This window comes from Photobacterium alginatilyticum (assembly GCF_009910675.1).
GTDB classification, from domain to species: domain Bacteria; phylum Pseudomonadota; class Gammaproteobacteria; order Enterobacterales; family Vibrionaceae; genus Photobacterium; species Photobacterium alginatilyticum.
Map to the genome: position 1 here is coordinate 96,582 of NZ_RSEJ01000008.1, position 20,622 is coordinate 117,203.

A 20,622-nucleotide genomic window follows, 5' to 3' on the forward strand; every position below is an offset into this window, starting at 1 on the left:
ATTCCTAAGGCAATATGGCGCCCGTCATATTGCCGGCAGCAAGCGAAGGTGCCATTGGTACCCGTGATATGGTCGGGCTGACCATATCACGTTCTTTTTTCAGTATTGGGATCTTTACGTCAGAGGTACCGTCATCGGCTATCAGTGCTGATACTGGGCTGCATATTGGGAAGGTGTGATACCAAAGTTACCTTTAAAGCGTGCGCTGAAATATGACGGATCATTGAAGCCGCAGGAAAGCGCCACATCCGAAACTCGTTCCCCCTGCTTAAGCTTCCGCTTGGCCTGCTCAAAACGGAACTGACTAACATAGTCTTTAAACGACATACCAAACTCCAGCTTAAACTTCCGCTGTAAGCTACGCTCCGACATATACAGGGCATTGGCTGCTATGGCGGTACCGAAGTTCGCCTGATCAAATTGCTCCTCAACCAAGCTCATCACACTCTGCCGCCAGGAGGTTTCAACAACCTCAGCAGGAAGCCCGGCCTGGCTGGAGAGCAGTGCCTGAAACGGCGGACACTCACCGTTGAGCAAATACTGGATATGATTAAGGACAGCATCTGGCTCAAAAGGCTTAGTAAGTACTGAGTCAACGCCCGCTGCTATATGCTCCTGAGGGCTATTATCAACCATGAGTATAAACGCAGGCTGGCACTCTCTCGGCTCTTCCTGCAGCCTTTCACGTACCTGAAGCCCGCCAAGCCCGGGTAAGTCCAAGTCGCACAAAATCATGTCGGGCTGATTTTCCTTCGCTAAAAAAACCGCCTCATAACCGTCGCTTGCAACTAACAGGGGGTATTCCTCAAGCAAGGCCGTCAGGCATGCTACAACCTCCTCGTCCGTCGAGGCTACCAACAGCTTGGGCAGATCGTCCTGTGGCGCAGCAGATACCTCCGGATTGTCTTCACCAGCCAAGGTTCTCATACAGCCTTCACGGTACAAAGGCAGGGTTATCACAAATTCACTGCCGACTCCCGGGTAGCTAACAACGGAAATCTCGCCTTCATATAGCTCGACAAGCTGCTTGACGGTACTCAGCCCCAGGCCAAAGCCGGCCTCAGGGTTAAAGTCGGTGTCCTCTTTGAAGTAGCTATCAAAAATGTTGTCCCTGACGTCTTCTGACATCCCTTTGCCGGTATCACTAACCGACACCACCAGCCTGTGATCGACACTCTTCACCGCCACATTGATGCAGCCGTGCTGGGGGGTGTATTTCAGGGCATTGGATAACAAGTTACCGAGCATAATTTCAAGGTGATACGGGGCCACCTTCACACTCACCCCGTCAGTCTCATCCTCCAGGCAGAGCGCAATCCCCCGCTGCTCGGCCTCTAGCTGCCAACTCAGGCAACAGGCCTGGATGATCGGGCTGATCCATTGTTCACATCGCTTTTCAGGCTCGATAAAAGCTTGCGCATCGCGAGTAAGTAGCTGCTCGACCAAATGCAGCGAGCGTTCTATGTTGTTGGCGACCAGGTGAAGCTGTTCATTCTCTTCGCCATGGCTGGTTGCCTGCATCTTCCGAATAGGCCCGAGGATCAAAGACAAAGGCGATCGCAGCTCACTATATAGCTGGGCCATAAAATTCTGCCGCATATGCAATATACGCTGCAGGTGTTTGTTACTGGCGTAGAGCTGCTTTTTATGCAGTTCTATTCTGGCCGTACTGCGAAAAACCGCCTGCTTGAGCGCTAAATTCTGGCGGTGATAAGCGCGTGCTCGCCAGCCAATCAAGAGAAACAGCAGCAGGATCAATAACGCAACCAGCAACGAGGTTGACCAGTAAGATAGGTACCAGGGGCCAGATACTCGGAAAGGATAACGTATCTCGGGTTGATCCTGCGGGTTTTCGCCATCAAAGCGCAGTTCCAGCAGGTAATCACCGGGGTTCAAGTTGTCAAAAAACAATGAGGAATGACTAACGCTTGCCCAAGGCGATTCCCGCTCCCCTATCAAGCGATATTGCAACTTGGTATATCCGGAAAACGGCAGCACGCCAATATCAAAACTGACCGATGAACCGTACGACACGGTAAGCAAGGTTTCAGATCCACCAGCCAAACGTACCAGCTGATTATCTATCTGAATATTGCCAACAATAATAGAAAACTGCTGCTTTTCCGAAGCAAGCAACTTCTTCGGATCAATTTCAAGCAGTCCTTTCTTTCCCCCGAGCAATAATTTTCCTGATCGCAAGATTTCACACGCTTGTGAATACGATTCTTTTTCAACCCCGCCGACCAAGGGCGGAAGGTGCAACCTCAGCTGTGCGGATAGCGAGTAGTACGACAGCCCTTGGCTCGTTGTCACCCAACTCCCGCCATTGTCACCATCGATACAATATGGCTTGGCATAGGCTCCATTGAGAACAATCGGCTCAAGTGGCAACTTGTCCTGCTTCGGTGAATATTGAAGGCTATGGTTATTTACCACCCATAGCTGGCCCAGTATATCTTCATAAATGTCGATCACGCCGCCCAGACTAGCCGTTTTCTCAACCATACTAAGCAGCCCGGTATCAAACTGGTACAAAGCGTAATCCGTGCCGACCCAAATATGGTGATGGCTGTCTTCGAACAAGACAGTGACAGCCTCGCTGCCGTAAGGAGCCTGAAACCAATGACTACCAAACGAATTAAGCTCTGACGTTTTTGGCCAGTAACGGTAAAGATGCGACTCCATACCTATCCAGACCGAATTGTAGTGATCAACCATCACGCTTGTGATCGCCTGACCATCAAACCAGCTCGGCAGATTTAGTGCCAGCCACTCATTATCTACTAACGAATAGGCTTTCAGGCCCGTTCTGGTTGCAAGCCAGAAAGTCCCCTTCTTATAAGCAAAAGAGTCAACGCCTCCCGATAAAGCTAGCTGGCGCACAATCTCCAAACGATCATCAAGCTCTGTCAGCCCTTTGTCGGTCGCAAGCCAGATGCTGCCATCTTCAATCTGCTGAAGTTGATTAGTCCGACCTATCTTTACTGCATTATTTCCCCCGGAGCCATAAGGAAACCTTTTCAAGGCCGACGTGGAGGCCGGTAAATAATTAATACCGCTCTCGGTGGCTATCCACAGTCCGTACTTCTCATCCCCAAGCAGTGCCATCACGCGGTTGTTATTGATCGTATATTCATCCTCAGCGTCAGCACGATAATGGCTCACGGCCAATGACGCCTTATCAATCAGCTTAAGCCCCTGCGCAGTCCCCGCCCAGATACCGGATTTTGTTTCAGCAATCGCTGAAACCGAAAGCTGATGTCTTGATGAATCTTGAGAAGAAAGAACGGGGCGCGCCTGGCGGGATAAAAACAAGCCGGACCGAGTTCCGAACCATAACTGCTCTGTGCTGTCTTCGAAAACCGCTGTGACTCTGTGCCGCGGATACAAACGCGGGGTTAAGAACTGGCGATCTCTAAACTCATAGATGCCCAGTTCCCCAGCAACAAATATTGAATCGCCCACGCTATAGAGACCAGTAACCGAGGCTGGCTCTGGAACCGGCACAAATTCCGGCTGGCGGTGTTCATCTGTAAGGGTATATAAACCTTCGCTGCTGGCAAACCAGATGCCGGCCTGATGGCTGATAACATATCTAAGCGGCGCCGATTGCCACTTCAACCGCTTTAGCTCGGCAGTTGTAGGGAGGAAGCGATAGGCATAGCCGTCTTTTACCAGCCACATCGTCTGCCCTTGCATAACAGCGTCTGTGACACCGGTGATCGGTTCGCCGGTTTGGTCTACCGCCCTGTCTAACCGCTCTCCGTCATAGAAAATCAGCGATCCCTGAGCATCAACGAACCACAGTCCGCCGTTGGTATTGGCAATGACCTTTTGTGCTGCCACAAAGCTTCCACGTTCCTGATGAGGAAGCGGATAAAAGGCATGACTGTTTTCTGCTGTAGCAAAACTACAGTGCAACAGTACTGACAGGCAGAAGGAAAATATGAAAAAGGCTTTATTCATAACAACCAGGAACTATTGGTACAGCGTATCCCTGCAATAACTCACAACAGCGTAACGAAACATTATGAAGTAAGTTGACTTGTTGTATAAGAATGATTTTATAAAATGAGTGGTGAGACATAAAAAAAGCGCACTTTTGTGCGCTTTTTCATCAGCCCGGCATTACCGCCAGTAGCTTCTGTCTTTCGTCGCTGGCAAGCTGAACAAAACGACCTCGCTGTTTTGACGAGACAGGCTCGGCCTGTGGCAAGGGAACCTTCATCGCATTTACCGCACGATTTTTCTTGATCAGCTCGTAGTGAAGGTGAGGTCCGGTTGACCGCCCGGTATTGCCACTCAGCGCAATACGCTGGCCCATAGTCACTTTGTCACCAACCTTCACCAGCAATCTATGTAAGTGAAGATAACGAGTCATATATTCCCGGCCATGCTTAATTACCACATAATTGCCGGCTAGCGGGTGTTTTCTTGCTTTGACGACCACGCCATCACCGGCAGCAAGCACGGGCGTGCCTACCGGTGTGGCAAAATCTGTTCCGTTGTGGGGAGATATTCGCCCGGTAACCGGGTGTTTACGCCTTGGGTTAAACGACGAACTGATTCGGTAACGCTTGGCTAACGGTATCCGGCGCAGCGCACGATTCAGGCTCTTGCCGTCGGCATCGTAGAACAAGCCGTCCTCATGGCGCATCACGAACACTTCGCGAGAACCACTCAAATAGTAAAGCGATTTCACATCGCCCCGTGTTACCGCTTTGCCATCAATAAACTCACGCTCGACAGAAACAGCAAACCGGTCGCCTTTACGTGCCTCCCGGCCGAAGTCAAACCGCCACTGCAGGGCCTGAACCACGGTTTGGATCTGGTTGGGCGTCAGGCCAGCGGCGCGAGCTGACTGATAAAAACTGCCGGAGATCCGTCCAGTCAGCATCACCGGCTTTATTTCGCCGTTCTCTTCCAGCTGCTTGAACTCATAACCCGGCCCAGCAAGCGTATATAAGTCAGTCAATTTTGCACTGCGCTTAATACTGAACTCTTTGACCCGGCCCTCATCATCGACAGACCATTCAATCATCTGGCCCACGCGGAGGTTCTGGATCGACTTGTTCACCTTGATCAAACGGTACATATCAGCCAGGGGCAACGCGTACTGCGAGAAAATCGCGCCTAATGTCTCGCCAGAAGCCACCTTATGGTTATGGGCGATATCAACCACTTCTTCGAGTTGTTGCTCCAGCTCATCTTTCGGCGCCAGAAATTCCGGATCTTCGGGATCAAGCACAGCGCCCATCGGCTCGCTGTTTTGCTCAGACAGGACATCTAACTCTTCAAGCGGGAGCTCAACGTCAATACGTTGATCAGACTGATAGGTTACAGCCTGCTGAAGCGGCGATGAAGGCTGCCATACCAAGGCAGCCACGACGATCAATGAGGTTGAGGCTAAAGCAATTCGATGCTGGCGGGGTAATTGTTTAATTGTTAAGGCCGCAACCTTGAATATTTTCATTATTATTTAAGACACTTGGTAAAACTCTGCCCCAATTCTTGCAAAAATCGGACATAACCTCCCTTTTCCTCTGCAATCTCCGTTGCCATCGGGTCAAGGGTTCCAATATTGACTTCTGTGCCACTAACGACACTCTTTACTACCGCCGGTGAAAATTGCGGCTCACTGAATACACACTGTGCCTGCTTGTCTTGTAATGCTCGACGGATAGAAACTAATGTTTTCGCGCCCGGACGACGATCAGGGTCAACGGTAAAGTGCCCGAGATTATTGAGTCCGAACTGTGCTTCAAAATAGCCGTAACCATCATGGAAAACATAATAGCCGCGACTGGCTAGTGGCTTCAGCTCAGTGTTCAGCTCTTCAATGGCCAGTTCCACTTCAGACACGAACCGAGAAAGATTATCTTCATATTTATTTTTATGCAATGGATCAAATTTGATAAGCGCCTCAGAAATCACCTTCGCCGCCTGAATCGCTTGCTTTGGCCCCAGCCACAGGTGCGGATCAACCCCGTCATGGCTATGACTGTGATCACCGTGGTCAATTTCAGCCCCCTCTTCATACGAGCGAAGATCGATTGTATGTTGTTCTGTCAGTGCCAAGCTGTTACCTTTCGCATCCAGCACTTTTGACAGAAACATTTCCAGCTCAGGTCCAACCCAAACAACCAGATCCGCGTCTCTTAGTTTTTTGACATCTGACGGGCGCAATGCGTAATCATGAGGGGATGTGCCTGGCGGCAATAAGGTCTCAGTGGTTGCGACGCCGTCAGTTAACTCCTGTACAATTAAGTTCAGGGGTTTAACGGTTGTCACTACCTTAAACTCGCTAGCAGAAAGGGTTGATGAGAACAGCAATGCAACAGAGCAGAGGCAAAGAAACAAACGGCGCATAATGGTTTCCGAAATAATAATTGATTACAAGTAGAGTGGAAATGTTATATTATAACATCTCACTTTGGCAAATACCTTGAAGCACTTTTTATGACAACCTTAGTTGAATTACAGACTGTTACCGTGACTTTTTCGGAGCGGCACGTGCTTGATCAAGTTTCAATCAAACTTGAACGAGGCCAGATCACAACTCTGATCGGCCCCAATGGTGCAGGCAAATCGACCCTGGTAAAAGTCATCACCGGTCTGCGCAAACCCACAGCAGGAAAGGTCATTCGTAAGAAAGGACTCCGGATAGGCTATGTGCCGCAAAAATTACAACTGAACGCATCACTGCCGCTCAGCGTAGATCGCTTTATGCGACTGGCCGGCCGATATAGCAATAACGACCGGATCGAGGCCCTCAAACTGGTCGGTGGTACGCATTTGCACCACAGTAATATGCATTCACTCTCCGGTGGGGAAATGCAACGTGTCCTACTGGCGCGAGCACTGCTCCAGAGCCCGGATCTACTGGTACTTGATGAGCCGGTACAAGGTGTGGATGTCAACGGCCAGCTCGAGCTGTACAGTTTGATCCAATCGCTACGCGATAAGCTCAATTGTGCCATTTTAATGGTCTCGCACGATTTGCATCTGGTCATGGCAAAAACTGACAACGTAATTTGCCTGCACCATCATGTCTGCTGTTCAGGCGCGCCGGAAGCTATCACCAGCCACCCGTCATACGTAGCTCTATTCGGGACTCAGCAGAGTGAGCAACTGGCACTCTACCATCACCACCACAACCACGAACACGATCTTGCAGGCAGTCCGGTAGGCCCATGCCAGCACCATCACCACGAGCAACAAGAGAAACACAATGCTTGATTTTATTCTCCCGGCTCTGATTGCAGGCATCGGCATTGCCGTCCTGGCCGGACCACTGGGCTCCTTTGTCGTCTGGCGCAAAATGGCCTACTTCGGCGACACCCTATCTCATGCCTCATTGTTGGGTATTGCCCTCGGCTTTCTGTTCAATATCAACCTCAATCTGGCCCTGGTGATCTGCTGCCTGGCACTGGCAGTGATCCTCGTAAGCCTGCAGAAACAAAAGTATGTCGCAACCGACACCCTGCTGGGGATCCTCGCCCACAGCGCCTTGTCACTCGGTTTGGTTGCCGTGAGCTTCCTCGATCATGTTCGCATCGATTTAATGGCCTACCTGTTTGGTGATCTACTGGCAGTAACCACGACCGATTTGTTATGGATTTATGGTGGCGGCGCTGTAGTGATGGGCTTGCTGGTTTTCCTATGGCGTCCGTTGCTGTCAATGACGATCAATGAAGAGCTTGCCCAGGTAGAAGGCGTCAATGTCGATTTGATGCGTCTGATGCTGATGCTGATGGTCGGTATGGTGATTGCGGTGGCAATGAAGTTTGTCGGTGCACTGATTATTACTTCACTGCTGATTATTCCTGCCGCAACAGCAAGGCGGTTCTCCCATAGCCCGGAGTTTATGGCCGGTCTGGCATCTGCTATCGGCTCCGTTGCAGTGATGCTCGGTCTTGCCATGTCCTGGCATTACGATACACCTGCCGGCCCTTCCGTGGTGGTTGCCGCCGCCGCGATGTTTATGCTCAGCCAGTTTAAACGAGCCGACGGCTAACCCGGCTTACATTCATCACGACCATTATCAAGCCTGCAGACAGTCTCTGCAGGCTTTTTAGTATTATTAAAATCAATTAACGAAACAAGCTTCGGTGCTTGTCGTTACAGGTGCGTTTTATTTGAAGTGTAATCTCAGCTTTCTTGGCATCAGGCATGTAGTCCAGCAGGCACTGATAATAGCCCTGATCCTGCTCGGACAGCATAAAATTATCGATATATAGGCGGTGACAAGCGCAGGTCATCAAGTTGGCTGCCAGCGCATCCTCGGTTCCGGATACATGCGCCAGTACACAATCTTCATACCCGGCCTTATCTTCTTTCGCACCGACGTGCAAGCTAACAGCAATAACGATAATACTGCTCAGCCACTTCATTTATGCCTACCCTCTTCGCTTATTTCCAAGCTTGTACAAACTTGAGGGTAATACCAAACAAAAAAACCCGCCAGATGGCGGGTTTTCATTATCTTTGCAGCGAATATTACCAACCAGTAACTTCGCGCAGTGCCTTACCGATATCAGCCAGGCTCTTCACGGTTTTAACACCGGCAGACTCAAGCGCCTGGAATTTATCATCAGCGGTACCTTTACCACCGGAGATGATTGCACCAGCATGGCCCATACGCTTGCCCGGAGGCGCTGTAACACCAGCAATGTACGAAACTACAGGCTTGGTGACATGCTCTTTGATGTAGGCAGCCGCTTCTTCTTCAGCCGTACCACCGATTTCACCGATCATGACAATGGCTTCAGTCGCTGGATCTTTCTCGAACATTTCCAGAACATCGATAAAGTTTGCGCCAGGAATTGGGTCGCCACCGATACCAACACAAGTTGACTGGCCGAAGCCTTCATCTGTGGTTTGCTTAACGGCTTCATAAGTCAGGGTACCTGAACGCGACACGATACCGACCTTACCGGCTTTATGGATGTGACCCGGCATGATACCGATCTTACATTCATCCGGCGTGATCACACCCGGGCAGTTAGGACCAATCATACGCACGCCAGCTTCGTCCAGACGTACTTTGACATCCAGCATATCAAGCGTCGGAATACCTTCGGTGATCGTCACGATCAGCTCGATACCTGCATCAATCGCTTCAAGAATGGCATCTTTACAGAACGGTGCCGGTACATAGATTACGGTTGCTGTTGCGCCAGTCGCTTCAACGGCTTCACGCACGGTATTAAAGACAGGCAGGCCAAGGTGGCTGGTACCGCCTTTGCCAGGCGAGACACCGCCAACCATCTGCGTTCCATACTCAATCGCCTGCTCAGAGTGGAAAGTCCCCTGACCACCGGTGAACCCCTGACAAATTACTTTGGTATCTTTATTAATTAGAACTGACATTATTTACCCTCCGCTGCAGCAACTACTTTTTCCGCTGCTTCAGTTAGGGAAGTCGCAGCAATAATATTCAGGCCACTCTTAGCCAGTGTCTCTGCGCCCAGTACGGCATTGTTACCTTCAAGACGGACAACAACCGGTACCTCGACACCCACTTCTTCAACGGCGCCGATAATACCTTCAGCAATCAGGTCACAGCGAACGATACCGCCGAAGATGTTAACCAATACAGCTTTTACATTGCTGTCGGAGAGAATGATCTTGAATGCTTCGGTTACACGCTCTTTGGTTGCGCCGCCGCCGACATCCAGGAAATTGGCTGGCTGGCCACCGTGAAGGTTTACGATATCCATCGTACCCATCGCCAGGCCTGCGCCGTTAACCATACAACCGATGCTACCGTCCAGGGCAACGTAGTTCAGTTCCCACTGCGCCGCATGTGCTTCTCGCTCGTCTTCCTGCGAAGGATCGTGCATTTCACGTAGCTTAGGCTGACGGTACATCGCGTTTGAATCGATATTAATTTTGCCGTCAAGACACAGCAGATTGTCATCACCAGTGATAACCAACGGGTTGATCTCAAGCAATGCCAAATCGTAATCGGCAAACATATTGCCAAGGCCCAGGAAGATCTTGGTGAACTGCTTGATTTGGTCGCCTTTAAGACCCAGTTTGAATGCCAGTTCACGGCCTTGGTATGGCTGAGGGCCGACCAAGGGATCAATTGCGGCTTTATGGATAAGCTCCGGTGTCTCTTCCGCAACTTTCTCGATCTCAACACCACCTTCAGTCGATGCCATGAACACAATGCGACGAGTACCACGGTCAACAACCGCGCCCAGGTACAGTTCGTTGGCAATATTTGAGGCTTCTTCAACAAGAATTTTCGTTACCGGCTGACCATTGGCATCTGTCTGGTAAGTCACCAGGTTTTTACCCAACCATTTCTGAGCAAACTCTTTAATGCCTTCTTTGGTATCGTGCAGCTCAACACCGCCCGCTTTACCGCGACCACCAGCGTGGACCTGGCACTTAACGACCCACTTGTCACCACTGATTTTACCGGCAGCTTCAGCAGCTTCTTGTGGTGTATCACAAGCATAGCCTTCTGGAACTGGCAGACCGTACTCAGCAAACAGCTGTTTTGCCTGATATTCATGCAGATTCATGATGTTCTATCCGTTTTATATCCCTTTGGGACTTGTTATTCCATCTGAAATACTCTTGGGTATTTCTTCGTCAATGATACCTAAAGCCGTGTTCAAGCCGGGCGTCGAGCCTTGCCCGGCTTAGCTTTAAGTATTAAACGTCCAGTAGCAGACGTGTCGGGTCTTCTAGAAGTTCTTTAATCGTTACCAGATACCCAACCGACTCACGACCATCAACCAAGCGGTGATCATAAGACAATGCCAGGTACATCATAGGTAGGATTTCAACCTTGCCGTCAACGGCCATTGGGCGGTCAGCAATTTTGTGCATACCCAAAATAGCTGATTGCGGCGGGTTGATAATCGGGGTAGACATCAGCGAACCGAACACACCACCGTTAGTGATAGTAAAGTTACCACCAATCAACTCATCAACGGTTAGCTTACCGTCACGGCCCTTGATAGCGAGCTCACGAATACCTTTCTCGATCTCCGCCAGGCTAAGCTTGTCACAGTCACGAAGGACTGGAGTCACCAAGCCGCGTGGCGTTGATACCGCAATGCTCACATCGAAGAAGTTGTGGTAAACAATGTCATCACCATCAATCGATGCATTCACTTCCGGGTAACGCTTCAGCGCTTCAACAACAGCCTTGACATAGAAAGACATGAAGCCCAGGCGAATGCCATGACGTTCTTCAAAAATGTCTTTGTACTGCTTGCGAAGGTCCATGATTGGCTTCATGTTCACTTCGTTGAAGGTAGTCAGCATCGCTGTGCTGTTTTTCGCTTCTAGCAAACGCTCTGCCACACGCTTACGCAGGCGGGTCATCGGAACACGTTTTTCACTGCGATGAGCCAGAGGCGCTTCTGCCTTAGCCTCGACAGCAGGTGCAGGTGCCGCAACAGGAGCCTGTGCTTTACCCTCTTTGACAAACGCTTCGACATCTTCACGGGTGATGCGCCCGCCAACACCGGTACCTTTGACGTCAGCAGCATTGATGCTGTGCTCGCCAAGCAGACGGCGAACCGCCGGGCTCAGTGCTTCGTTCGTTTCTTCAGACAGTGATGCAGTATTGCGCTTGTTAGGCGAGGCTTCTGCTTCAGCAGGAACATCGGCCGTAGGTTCACCGGCAACAGCACCGGCTTTAATTTTACCAATCAACTGCTTGGTTAATACAGTAGTGCCTTCTGTCTCTAGAATTGCTTCCAGAACACCGTCTTCAGGTGCCGGAACTTCCAGCACCACTTTGTCTGTTTCGATATCAACCAGAACTTCATCACGCGTAACGGCATCACCAGGCTGCTTGTGCCAAGTTGCCACTGTCGCATCTGCAACTGATTCAGGTAAATCGGGAACCAGAATTTCGATCGTCATATCGGTTTTGTCCTTATTGTTCCAGTTCTTGTTAATCTATGGTCAACGCTGATTCGATGAGCGCTTTTTGTTGTTTCAAATGAACCGACATGTAACCTACAGCCGGTGAAGCAGATGCCGGACGGCCCGCATAGTTCAAGGCAGCACCTTGCGGTATTGCCGAACGGAAGTTGTGCTGGCTTGAATACCAGGCACCTTGGTTTTGCGGTTCTTCCTGACACCAGATGAAGTCTGTCACGTGCTGGTAATCAGCCAACGCGGCTTCAACGTCTTCTTTCGGGAATGGGTATAGCTGTTCGATACGAACAATAGCTACATCTGTCTGCTCGTTTTTACGGCGTTGTTCTAGCAGGTCGAAGTAAACCTTACCGGAACAGAACACCACGCGTTTAACTTGCTTCGGATCCAAGTCATCAATTTCTGGAATCGCCGGTAGGAAATTACCGATAGCCAAATCATCCATCGTCGAAACACACAGAGGATGACGAAGCAGAGACTTCGGCGACATTACAACCAGCGGACGGCGCATCGGACGAAGCACCTGACGGCGAAGCATGTGATAAACCTGCGCAGGTGTCGACGGGATAATCACCTGCATGTTCTGTTCCGCACAAAGCTGAAGATAACGCTCAAGGCGTGCAGACGAGTGTTCCGGCCCCTGGCCTTCATAGCCGTGAGGTAGCAACATCGTCAGGCCACACATACGGCCCCACTTCTGCTCACCGGAGCTGATGAACTGATCAATGACCACTTGGGCACCGTTGGCAAAGTCACCAAACTGCGCTTCCCAAACCGTCAAGCCACCAGGCTCAGCCGTCGCATAGCCATATTCGAAGGCCAATACCGCAGCTTCTGACAATACCGAGTCAAAAACCTGGAATGCACCCTGCTTATCGTGAACATTGGCAAGCGGAACATAGGTACTGGCATCACTTTGATTATGCAAAACAGCATGGCGGTGGAAGAAAGTACCACGCCCCGAATCCTGACCGGTGATCCGGATACGGTTTCCGTCATCAACCAGGGTAGCGTAGGCCAATGTTTCAGCCATCCCCCAATCAACCAGCTTGTCACCGGCGATCATGGCCTGTCGGTCGTTATACAGTTTCTGGACCCGGCTTTGCAGCTTATGGCTTTCCGGGAACTGACAGACACGCTGGGCAAGTTCTGTGAGACGAGATGGTTCAATGGTATTAGGCCATTCAACCGTCCAGTCGTGACCCAGATACGGAGCCCAATCGACAGAGTGAAGCTTCATCGGACGCCATTCTTTCACTACGCACTCACCACGATCCAGTGCATCACGGTATTCGTTGATCAGTGATGTCGCTGTTTCCAGATCAACGGTATCGTTGTCTGTCAACGCATCGGCATAGATCTTACGCGGAGTCGGATGCTTCTTGATCTTCTGGTACATCAACGGCTGAGTGGCGTTAGGCTCGTCAGCTTCGTTGTGGCCATGGCGGCGGTAACAGACCAGATCAATCACAACATCACGCTTGAAGGTGTTTCGGAAGTCGAGTGCAATACGAGTAACAAAGGCTACCGCTTCAGGATCATCGGCATTGACGTGGAAAATTGGTGCCTGGACCATTTTCGCAATGTCAGTACAGTACTGCGTCGAGCGGGTATCGTTCGGATTCGAGGTCGTAAAACCAATCTGGTTATTGACCACAATTCGAACCGTACCACCGACTCGGTAACCTCGTGACTGAGACATGTTGAATGTTTCAGCGACCACGCCCTGGCCAGCAATTGCGGAATCACCGTGAATGGTGATCGGCAGGACCTGCGAGCCGTCTTTGTCGCCAAGGCGATCCTGTCTTGCACGCACAGAGCCGACAACCACGGGGTTCACAATTTCAAGGTGAGATGGGTTGAATGCCAAAACTAAATGTACATCACCACCTGGCGTTGCAAAATCCGCAGAGAAACCCTGGTGGTATTTTACATCACCGGTTCCCCAAGATTCACCGTGCTTACCGGCGAATTCGTCAAACAAGTCCTGCGGCTTTTTACCCAACACGTTAACCAGCATATTCAGGCGGCCACGGTGCGCCATACCGACGACCACTTCGCGGGCGCCGTTGGTACCGGCGTATCGGATAAGTTCCTTCACCATCGGAATAAGCGCATCCCCACCTTCCAGGGAGAAACGCTTGGCACCCGGGAATTTGGCTCCCAGATAACGCTCCAAACCTTCGGCAGCTGTTAGCTCATCGAGGAAAGTCAGTTTTTCGTCTTTCGAGAATGCACCTTGGCCCACTACCGATTCCAGACGCTGCTGAAGCCAGCGCTTTTCATCAGTATTGGTAATGTGCATGTACTCAGCACCAATCGAACCACAATAGGTTTTTTTCAGCGCATCATAGATTTCAGAAAGCTTCATCGTCTCTTGGCCGATAGCGAAAGAGCCGACATTGAAAGTTTCGTTGAAATCTTCTGCGGTCAGGTTATGGAATTCAGGTTCGAGATCAGGCACTCGCTCCTGCTGCCATAGTCCTAACGGATCTAAGTTTGCATGCTGATGGCCACGGAAACGGTATGCGTTGATAAGCTGCAATACCTTAACCTGTTTCGCATCAACATCTGGGTCGCTGACGGTAGCACTTAGATGGGTTGTCTCTTTAGCCAGACGTCGGAAGTAATCACGAACACGCGAATGCGGTTGCTCGACAGCAACTTCACTCACCACAGGCAAATCACTGAATACGTGACGCCATTTTTCGTCGACTAATTCTGGGTCGCTAAGATACAACTCGTAGAGGTCTTCTACATAAGTTGCATTGGCGCCAGCCAGGTGTGAAGACTCAAGCCAAGCCTTCATAACGCCGTTCTGCATTTTTTTCCCTTAACCACTAGTTATCGCCATTTGCGCCGGTCTCTAGCCCGGGCTTTAAAGCTGGCTTCCGATAGCGAGTCAAGAAGCCAGCATATCGATAATTCGACTAATTTATACCGCGCGTTTTAGCAACATTGATTTAATGTGGCCTATCGCCTTCGTTGGATTTAATCCCTTAGGACAAACATTTACACAGTTCATGATGCCATGGCAACGAAAAACACTAAAAGCGTCGTCAAGATCTGATAATCGTTCATCTGTTGCAGTATCACGACTGTCAATTAGCCAACGGTAGGCTGCCAGCAGACCTGCCGGCCCGATAAATTTATCCGGGTTCCACCAGAACGATGGGCATGATGTCGAACAGCACGCACACATAATGCACTCATACAAGCCATCAAGATGGGCACGATCTTCCGGCGACTGCAGGTTCTCACGTGACGGCGGCAGTGCATCATCATCAATCAGGAACGGCTTCACTTTGGCATAGTTAGAGTAGAACTGATCCATATCGATGATCAGGTCACGGATAACCGGCAGGCCGGGCAGCGGGCGGATCACTATGGTCTTCTCGCCTGTCAGTGCCGATAACGGTGTAATACACGCCAGGCCGTTCTTGCCGTTCATGTTAATGCCGTCCGAGCCGCAGACACCTTCGCGGCATGAGCGACGGAAGGCAAGTGTCGGGTCTTGCTCTTTCAGCAAGATCAATGCATCCAATACCATCATGTCTGACCCCTCAGGCACCTCAAGGGTGTAGCCTTTCATGTGGGGGGCGCTGTCTACATCTGGGTTATAGCGGTAAATCGAGAAATTCAAATTCATCTTTCATCCCTCCCTTAGTAAGTACGTGCTTTAGGCGGGAACGCCTCTCGATGAACAGGTGACATATTTACATCACGCTTCGACATTTGCTCTGTCTCAGGATTGTAAATTGAATGACATAACCAGTTTGCATCGTCACGCTCAGGGAAGTCGAACCGGGCATGGGCACCACGACTTTCGGTACGGTAATTTGCTGCAACAGCCGTTGCGTAGGCCGTTTCCATCAGGTTTTCCAGCTCCAGACATTCAATACGCTGGGTATTGAACTCGGTAGAGGTATCATCCAGACGGGCTTCCTTCAGACGCTCACGGATAACTTTAAGCTCTTCCAGGCCTGTTGCCATAGCATCACCTTCACGGAATACCGAGAAGTTGTTTTGCATGCACGACTGAAGATCTTTACGAATTTGAACAGGGTCTTCACCCTTCTGAGTGCTGTTCCAGCGGTTAACACGCTCAAGGGAAGCTTCGATGTCAGACTCGGTTGCAGGACGGGCTTCAGCCTGTGCCAGCAGGGTTTCACCAAGGTGCAGACCCGTTGCACGGCCGAATACCACAAGGTCAAGCAGCGAGTTACCACCCAGGCGGTTGGCACCGTGAACCGATACCGAGGCTATCTCACCACAAGCAAACAAGCCCTGGACTTCCTCATCCTGACCAGCAGCATTTTGCTTCACTGCCTGTCCGGATACCTGAGTTGGTACCCCACCCATCATGTAGTGGCAGGTCGGGATCACCGGAATAGGCTCTTTCACCGGGTCAATGTGGGCAAAGGTACGCGACAGCTCACAGATCCCCGGCAGACGAGATTCCAGTACGTCCTTGCCAAGGTGATCCAGTTTCAGCTTGATGTGTGGCCCCCATGGTCCGTCACAGCCACGGCCTTCACGGATTTCGACCATCATCGAACGGGCAACAACGTCACGACCGGCAAGGTCTTTGGCGTTCGGCGCATAACGCTCCATAAAGCGCTCGCCGTCTTTGTTCAGCAGATAACCACCTTCACCACGACAGCCTTCGGTCACCAGTACACCGGCACCGGCAATACCTGTCGGGTGGAACTGCCACATTTCCATATCCTGCATCGGTACACCGGCACGCAGTGCCATACCGACACCGTCACCAGTATTGATGTGGGCGTTAGTGGTCGAGGCATAAATACGGCCTGCACCACCGGTAGCCAAGATAGTGGCCTTCGACTTGAAGTAGCAAATTTCACCGGTTTCCATGCAAAGCGCAGTACAGCCCAGAATCGCTCCATCCTGATTCTTCACCAGATCCAATGCATACCACTCAGAGAAAATCGTGGTCTTGTGCTTAACATTCTGCTGATAAAGCGTATGAAGCAAGGCATGACCGGTACGGTCAGCCGCCGCGGCAGTACGTGCCGCCTGCTCGCCACCGAACTCTTTGGACTGGCCACCAAACGGACGCTGGTAAATCGTACCGTTATCAAAACGAGAAAACGGCAAACCCATTTTCTCCAGCTCGATCACCGATTTAGGACCGTTCTGGCACATATATTCAATGGCATTCTGATCACCAATATAGTCAGAGCCCTTCACAGTGTCATACATATGCCACTGCCAGTTATCCGGGTGCGAATTACCTAGCGCAACGGTAATCCCGCCCTGTGCCGACACGGTATGTGAACGGGTAGGGAAAACTTTAGACAACAGGGCACATTTCAGGCCTTGTTCAGAAATTTGTAGTGCGGCACGCATACCTGCACCACCAGCACCGATTACTACGGCATCAAACTCACGAACTGCAATGCTCACTTACGCACCCCACACAATGAAGAAACCTGAAAACAGGTAGACAAAAAGGACAGCTACAACACCAAACTGAATACCTGCTCGTAGGGCGGCAGGTTTAATATAGTCAGTCAGCACTTGCCACAGACCGATCCAGGCATGGATCAGAACCGACAGCAGCGCCAGCATGGTGAAAACCTTGGTGCTCAGCTTGCCGAAAAACGCGGTCCATGTTTCATAGCTTAGATCCGGGCCAAAGGCGAAGAATCCGACCATGTAAATGGTGTAAAGGGTTAGAATGATTGCCGTTGCGCGAATCAGAATAAAATCGTGTATACCATTACGGCCGATTGTCGATACGTTGTTTACCATACTAGGCCTCCAGCGAAGATAGCTAGAACCGCTACGATTGCGAAGCTCACTTTGGTGCTCGCAATACCGGAATCCATCTCTTCAAAATATCCCATGTCCATCATCAAGTGACGCACGCCCAACACAATGTGATAGAACAATGCTGTCAGTACACCCCACAAAACAATCTTCACAAAAAAACTGTCAACAATGTTGGCAGCACTTGCGAAACCTTCTGGGGAGGAAAGGGAAAGGCCTAATAGCCAAAGTAGGATGGCAACAGAAACAAATGTGATCACGCCTGATACACGGTGCAGGATTGACGCAATCGCCGTCAGAGGAAAGCGAATCGTCTGTAGGTCGAGGTTGACAGGTCTTGGCTTATTTACTTTCACGGTTTGCCCACTCAGCTCCATTGAAGCATTTTATTTTTTTATAGAATTCTCCGATCCGCTTAAGCCAGAAAATACAAACTTAACATCTTTGTAACCTTTGGTTGCAATAATGTTTTAACGGGGACCTAAAAACAAAACGCAACCTAAGTGACTAATATTGCTGACAACTTAAGCTTTCGTTCCTGGCAGCTGCAGAACCAGAGACCTGCGGCGAGTATACGCCCCGTAACAACCAATTACAAATCCCGTTACATGACCTCTAACACGATTTGGAAATTTTGCACGTTTTCAACCAAAGTTATTAACAAGCGCACACAAACAGGCACAAAAATTGACAAATGGCGTCTCAATCGGTACAACAAATGCACATCCGCTTTGGATTAGGATTATAAAAAAGCAAAGGAGATTGTTATGGCAGACAAGAAAGCTACTCTTCACATTGAAGGGGAAGCACCAGTCGAACTGCCGATTCTCGGGGGCTCACAAGGGCCAGATGTAGTCGATGTGCGTAAACTTGGCGCTAACGGTTACTTCACATTCGACCCAGGTTTTCTAGCCACTGCATCATGTGAATCTCAAATTACTTATATTGACGGCGATAAAGGCGTGCTGCTTCACCGTGGCTACCCAATCGACCAATTAGCGAATAACGCTGATTATTTAGAAGTTTGTTATATTCTTTTGTACGGCGAAGTCCCTACGCGTGAACAGTACGAAACATTCCGTACCACTGTTACTCGCCATACCATGGTCCACGAACAAATTGCCAGCTTCTTCCACGGCTTCCGCCGTGACGCTCACCCAATGGCAGTTATGTGTGGTGTAGTTGGTGCGCTTGCCGCGTTCTACCATGACTCGTTGGATATCAATAACGATACTCACCGTGAAATTACGGCTTTCCGCCTGCTGTCGAAAATGCCGACACTGGCTGCAATGTGTTACAAGTACTCAATTGGACAGCCGTTTATCTTCCCACGCAATGATCTTGATTATGCCGAAAACTTCCTGCATATGATGTTTGCGACACCATGTGAAGAATATGAAGTTAGCCCTGTCGTGGCACGTGCAATGGACAAAATCTTTACCCTGCACGCTGATCACGAACAAAACGCCTCGACCTCAACCGTTCGCCTGGCTGGTTCGTCAGGTGCTAACCCGTTCGCCTGTATTGCTGCAGGTATTGCTTCACTTTGGGGACCAGCGCACGGCGGAGCCAACGAAGCCTGTCTGAAGATGCTGGAAGAAATTGGCAGTGTTGACAAAATTCCTGAGTACGTCGATCGTGCGAAAGACAAGGACGACCCATTCCGCCTGATGGGCTTTGGTCACCGTGTCTACAAAAACTACGACCCACGGGCAACGGTAATGCGTGAAGCCTGCCATGAGGTACTGGAAGAGCTGAACATCCAGGATCCGCTGCTAGACGTAGCTATGGAGCTGGAACGCATTGCCCTTTCTGATGAATACTTCATCGACAAGAAACTGTACCCGAATGTTGATTTCTACTCAGGTATTATCCTGAAAGCGATCGGTATTCCAGTTTCTATGTTCACCGTGATCTTCGCCATGTCCCGTACTATCGGCTGGATCGCGCACTGGAACGAAATGCACAACGATCCGGGCAACCGTATCGGCCGTCCTCGCCAGCTGTACACAGGTTACACGCAGCGTGAGTTCAGCCCGATCCACGAACGTGAATAGTCGTACTTGTTATAGATACAGGTTGTAGCCAAAAACAAAAGGTTGAGCAGAAATGCTCAACCTTTTATTTTATTGAATGTTTTATGACACAACCACTAAACCGGATTGTCGATATCAATGAACTTAACATCCAATTTATGTTCGTCAGCCAGCCACTCGCCCAATGACAGGATCCCGTAACGCTCAGTGGCATGGTGACCGGCGCTAAAGTAGTGGATCCCCAATTCTCTCGCCGTGTGCACTGTCCGTTCAGAGATTTCACCTGAAATGAAGGCATCCAGCCCTCTATGGGCAGCCAGATCAATAAAGTCCTGTCCGCCGCCGGTGCACCAGCCGATAGTTTTAATTTCAGCCGGGGCATTGTCGCCAATATGTAACGGTTCGCGATGAAGTGCAATCGACAGGCGCGAGGCCAGCTCTTCCCCTGTCAGCGGCTGCTCAAATTGGCCGTAAACAGAGACAGATTGCGGATTGCCCTCCTCCATTCCACCCAATACTTCGATTTCAAGCAATTCGGCCAGCTTGGCATTGTTACCAAGCTCGGGGTGAACATCTAACGGCAGGTGGTAGGCATAAAGATTAATCCCGTTTTCAATCAAGGCCTTGATCCGACGAAACTTCATGCCGCGAATTTCAGCCGGCTCGCCTTTCCAGAAGTAGCCGTGGTGAACAAGGATAGCATCAGCCTTTTCTTCAATAGCGCGATCAATCAGGGCCTGGCAAGCTGTCACCCCGGTGATCACTTTTTTTACTTCCGACTTACCCTCAACCTGAAGGCCGTTCGGGCAATAGTCTTTGATAAGATGCGGACTCAGCAGCTTGTTTAACACTGCTTCCAATTTGAGGTTGTTCATTA

16 protein-coding genes are annotated in these 20,622 nt (G+C 50.3%); 3 read left to right on the forward strand and 13 right to left on the reverse strand.

What is annotated here, in order from left to right; genetic code table 11:
• Nucleotides 1-141: 141 nt before the first annotated feature.
• From EIZ48_RS29920 to znuA, 3 genes are all read right to left on the reverse strand, one after another.
• A complete protein-coding gene (locus tag EIZ48_RS29920; RefSeq protein WP_160650476.1) occupies nucleotides 142-3,846 on the reverse strand; it encodes an ATP-binding protein in 3,705 nt (1,234 codons plus the stop codon).
• Nucleotides 3,847-4,117: 271 nt separating this feature from the next.
• Complete coding sequence (gene mepM, locus EIZ48_RS09665) at nucleotides 4,118-5,473, reverse strand: murein DD-endopeptidase MepM (RefSeq protein WP_160650478.1); 1,356 nt, start codon at nucleotides 5,471-5,473, stop codon at nucleotides 4,118-4,120.
• Nucleotides 5,474-5,475: 2 nt separating this feature from the next.
• Nucleotides 5,476-6,369, reverse strand: a complete 894-nt coding sequence (znuA, locus tag EIZ48_RS09670; protein ID WP_160650480.1) for a zinc ABC transporter substrate-binding protein ZnuA — start codon at nucleotides 6,367-6,369, stop codon at nucleotides 5,476-5,478.
• 90 nt (nucleotides 6,370-6,459) lie between these two features.
• Here znuA and znuC point away from each other — a divergent pair, with 90 nt between their 5' ends.
• Both znuC and znuB read left to right on the forward strand, forming a co-directional pair.
• Nucleotides 6,460-7,239 (forward strand): zinc ABC transporter ATP-binding protein ZnuC, encoded by a 780-nt coding sequence (gene znuC, locus EIZ48_RS09675; protein WP_160650481.1) that lies wholly within the window; start codon nucleotides 6,460-6,462, stop codon nucleotides 7,237-7,239.
• Nucleotides 7,232-8,017, forward strand: coding sequence for a zinc ABC transporter permease subunit ZnuB (gene znuB / locus EIZ48_RS09680; protein WP_160650483.1), 786 nt, complete (start codon nucleotides 7,232-7,234; stop codon nucleotides 8,015-8,017). Before znuC ends, znuB begins: the two co-directional genes overlap by 8 nt.
• A 76-nt stretch (nucleotides 8,018-8,093) precedes the next feature.
• On the opposite strand, the gene EIZ48_RS09685 is transcribed toward znuB, so the two are convergent.
• The 9 genes from EIZ48_RS09685 to sdhC form a co-directional block, all read right to left on the reverse strand.
• Complete coding sequence (locus tag EIZ48_RS09685) at nucleotides 8,094-8,393, reverse strand: VF_A0006 family four-cysteine protein (protein WP_160650485.1); 300 nt, start codon at nucleotides 8,391-8,393, stop codon at nucleotides 8,094-8,096.
• A 106-nt stretch (nucleotides 8,394-8,499) separates the two neighbouring features.
• The gene (gene sucD / locus EIZ48_RS09690) at nucleotides 8,500-9,372 is read right to left on the reverse strand and encodes a succinate--CoA ligase subunit alpha (protein WP_160650487.1); all 873 of its coding nucleotides are present in this window, start codon (nucleotides 9,370-9,372) and stop codon (nucleotides 8,500-8,502) included.
• A complete protein-coding gene (sucC, locus tag EIZ48_RS09695) occupies nucleotides 9,372-10,538 on the reverse strand; it encodes an ADP-forming succinate--CoA ligase subunit beta (protein WP_075768302.1) in 1,167 nt (388 codons plus the stop codon). The genes sucD and sucC overlap by 1 nt, the downstream gene beginning before the upstream one ends.
• Before the next feature lie 133 nt (nucleotides 10,539-10,671).
• Entirely contained in the window at nucleotides 10,672-11,895 is a 1,224-nt protein-coding gene (gene odhB / locus EIZ48_RS09700) for a 2-oxoglutarate dehydrogenase complex dihydrolipoyllysine-residue succinyltransferase (protein WP_160650489.1), read from the reverse strand.
• Between the two features lie 31 nt (nucleotides 11,896-11,926).
• Nucleotides 11,927-14,737 carry a 2-oxoglutarate dehydrogenase E1 component gene (gene sucA / locus EIZ48_RS09705; protein WP_160650491.1) on the reverse strand — a complete coding sequence of 937 codons (2,811 nt, stop codon included), beginning with the start codon at nucleotides 14,735-14,737 and terminating at the stop codon, nucleotides 11,927-11,929.
• 111 nt (nucleotides 14,738-14,848) lie between these two features.
• Nucleotides 14,849-15,562: a succinate dehydrogenase iron-sulfur subunit gene (locus tag EIZ48_RS09710; RefSeq protein ID WP_160650493.1), complete on the reverse strand. Its 714-nt coding sequence runs from the start codon at nucleotides 15,560-15,562 to the stop codon at nucleotides 14,849-14,851.
• A 14-nt stretch (nucleotides 15,563-15,576) separates the two neighbouring features.
• A complete protein-coding gene (gene sdhA / locus EIZ48_RS09715; protein ID WP_160650495.1) occupies nucleotides 15,577-17,343 on the reverse strand; it encodes a succinate dehydrogenase flavoprotein subunit in 1,767 nt (588 codons plus the stop codon).
• Complete coding sequence (sdhD, locus tag EIZ48_RS09720) at nucleotides 17,344-17,691, reverse strand: succinate dehydrogenase, hydrophobic membrane anchor protein (RefSeq protein ID WP_160650497.1); 348 nt, start codon at nucleotides 17,689-17,691, stop codon at nucleotides 17,344-17,346.
• Nucleotides 17,685-18,086: a succinate dehydrogenase cytochrome b556 subunit gene (gene sdhC / locus EIZ48_RS09725; RefSeq protein ID WP_160650499.1), complete on the reverse strand. Its 402-nt coding sequence runs from the start codon at nucleotides 18,084-18,086 to the stop codon at nucleotides 17,685-17,687. The genes sdhD and sdhC overlap by 7 nt, the downstream gene beginning before the upstream one ends.
• A gap of 390 nt (nucleotides 18,087-18,476) precedes the next feature.
• On the opposite strand from sdhC, the gene EIZ48_RS09730 reads away from it, so the two are divergent.
• A complete protein-coding gene (locus EIZ48_RS09730; protein WP_160650501.1) occupies nucleotides 18,477-19,766 on the forward strand; it encodes a citrate synthase in 1,290 nt (429 codons plus the stop codon).
• Nucleotides 19,767-19,861: 95 nt separating this feature from the next.
• On the opposite strand, the gene EIZ48_RS09735 is transcribed toward EIZ48_RS09730, so the two are convergent.
• Nucleotides 19,862-20,620 carry a Nif3-like dinuclear metal center hexameric protein gene (locus EIZ48_RS09735; RefSeq protein WP_160650503.1) on the reverse strand — a complete coding sequence of 253 codons (759 nt, stop codon included), beginning with the start codon at nucleotides 20,618-20,620 and terminating at the stop codon, nucleotides 19,862-19,864.
• Nucleotides 20,621-20,622 lie beyond the last annotated feature (2 nt).

Bases quoted from the DNA above. Each gene is read 5' to 3' on its own strand.
- mepM (WP_160650478.1), bottom strand. From the start codon at position 5,473: ATGAAAATATTCAAGGTTGCGGCCTTAACAATTAAACAATTACCCCGC.
- znuA (WP_160650480.1), bottom strand. From the start codon at position 6,369: ATGCGCCGTTTGTTTCTTTGCCTCTGCTCTGTTGCATTGCTGTTCTCA.
- znuC (WP_160650481.1), top strand. From the start codon at position 6,460: ATGACAACCTTAGTTGAATTACAGACTGTTACCGTGACTTTTTCGGAG.
- znuB (WP_160650483.1), top strand. From the start codon at position 7,232: ATGCTTGATTTTATTCTCCCGGCTCTGATTGCAGGCATCGGCATTGCC.
- EIZ48_RS09685 (WP_160650485.1), bottom strand. From the start codon at position 8,393: ATGAAGTGGCTGAGCAGTATTATCGTTATTGCTGTTAGCTTGCACGTC.
- sucD (WP_160650487.1), bottom strand. From the start codon at position 9,372: ATGTCAGTTCTAATTAATAAAGATACCAAAGTAATTTGTCAGGGGTTC.
- sucC (WP_075768302.1), bottom strand. From the start codon at position 10,538: ATGAATCTGCATGAATATCAGGCAAAACAGCTGTTTGCTGAGTACGGT.
- odhB (WP_160650489.1), bottom strand. From the start codon at position 11,895: ATGACGATCGAAATTCTGGTTCCCGATTTACCTGAATCAGTTGCAGAT.
- sucA (WP_160650491.1), bottom strand. From the start codon at position 14,737: ATGCAGAACGGCGTTATGAAGGCTTGGCTTGAGTCTTCACACCTGGCT.
- EIZ48_RS09710 (WP_160650493.1), bottom strand. From the start codon at position 15,562: ATGAATTTGAATTTCTCGATTTACCGCTATAACCCAGATGTAGACAGC.
- sdhD (WP_160650497.1), bottom strand. From the start codon at position 17,691: ATGGTAAACAACGTATCGACAATCGGCCGTAATGGTATACACGATTTT.
- sdhC (WP_160650499.1), bottom strand. From the start codon at position 18,086: ATGGAGCTGAGTGGGCAAACCGTGAAAGTAAATAAGCCAAGACCTGTC.
- EIZ48_RS09730 (WP_160650501.1), top strand. From the start codon at position 18,477: ATGGCAGACAAGAAAGCTACTCTTCACATTGAAGGGGAAGCACCAGTC.
- EIZ48_RS09735 (WP_160650503.1), bottom strand. From the start codon at position 20,620: ATGAACAACCTCAAATTGGAAGCAGTGTTAAACAAGCTGCTGAGTCCG.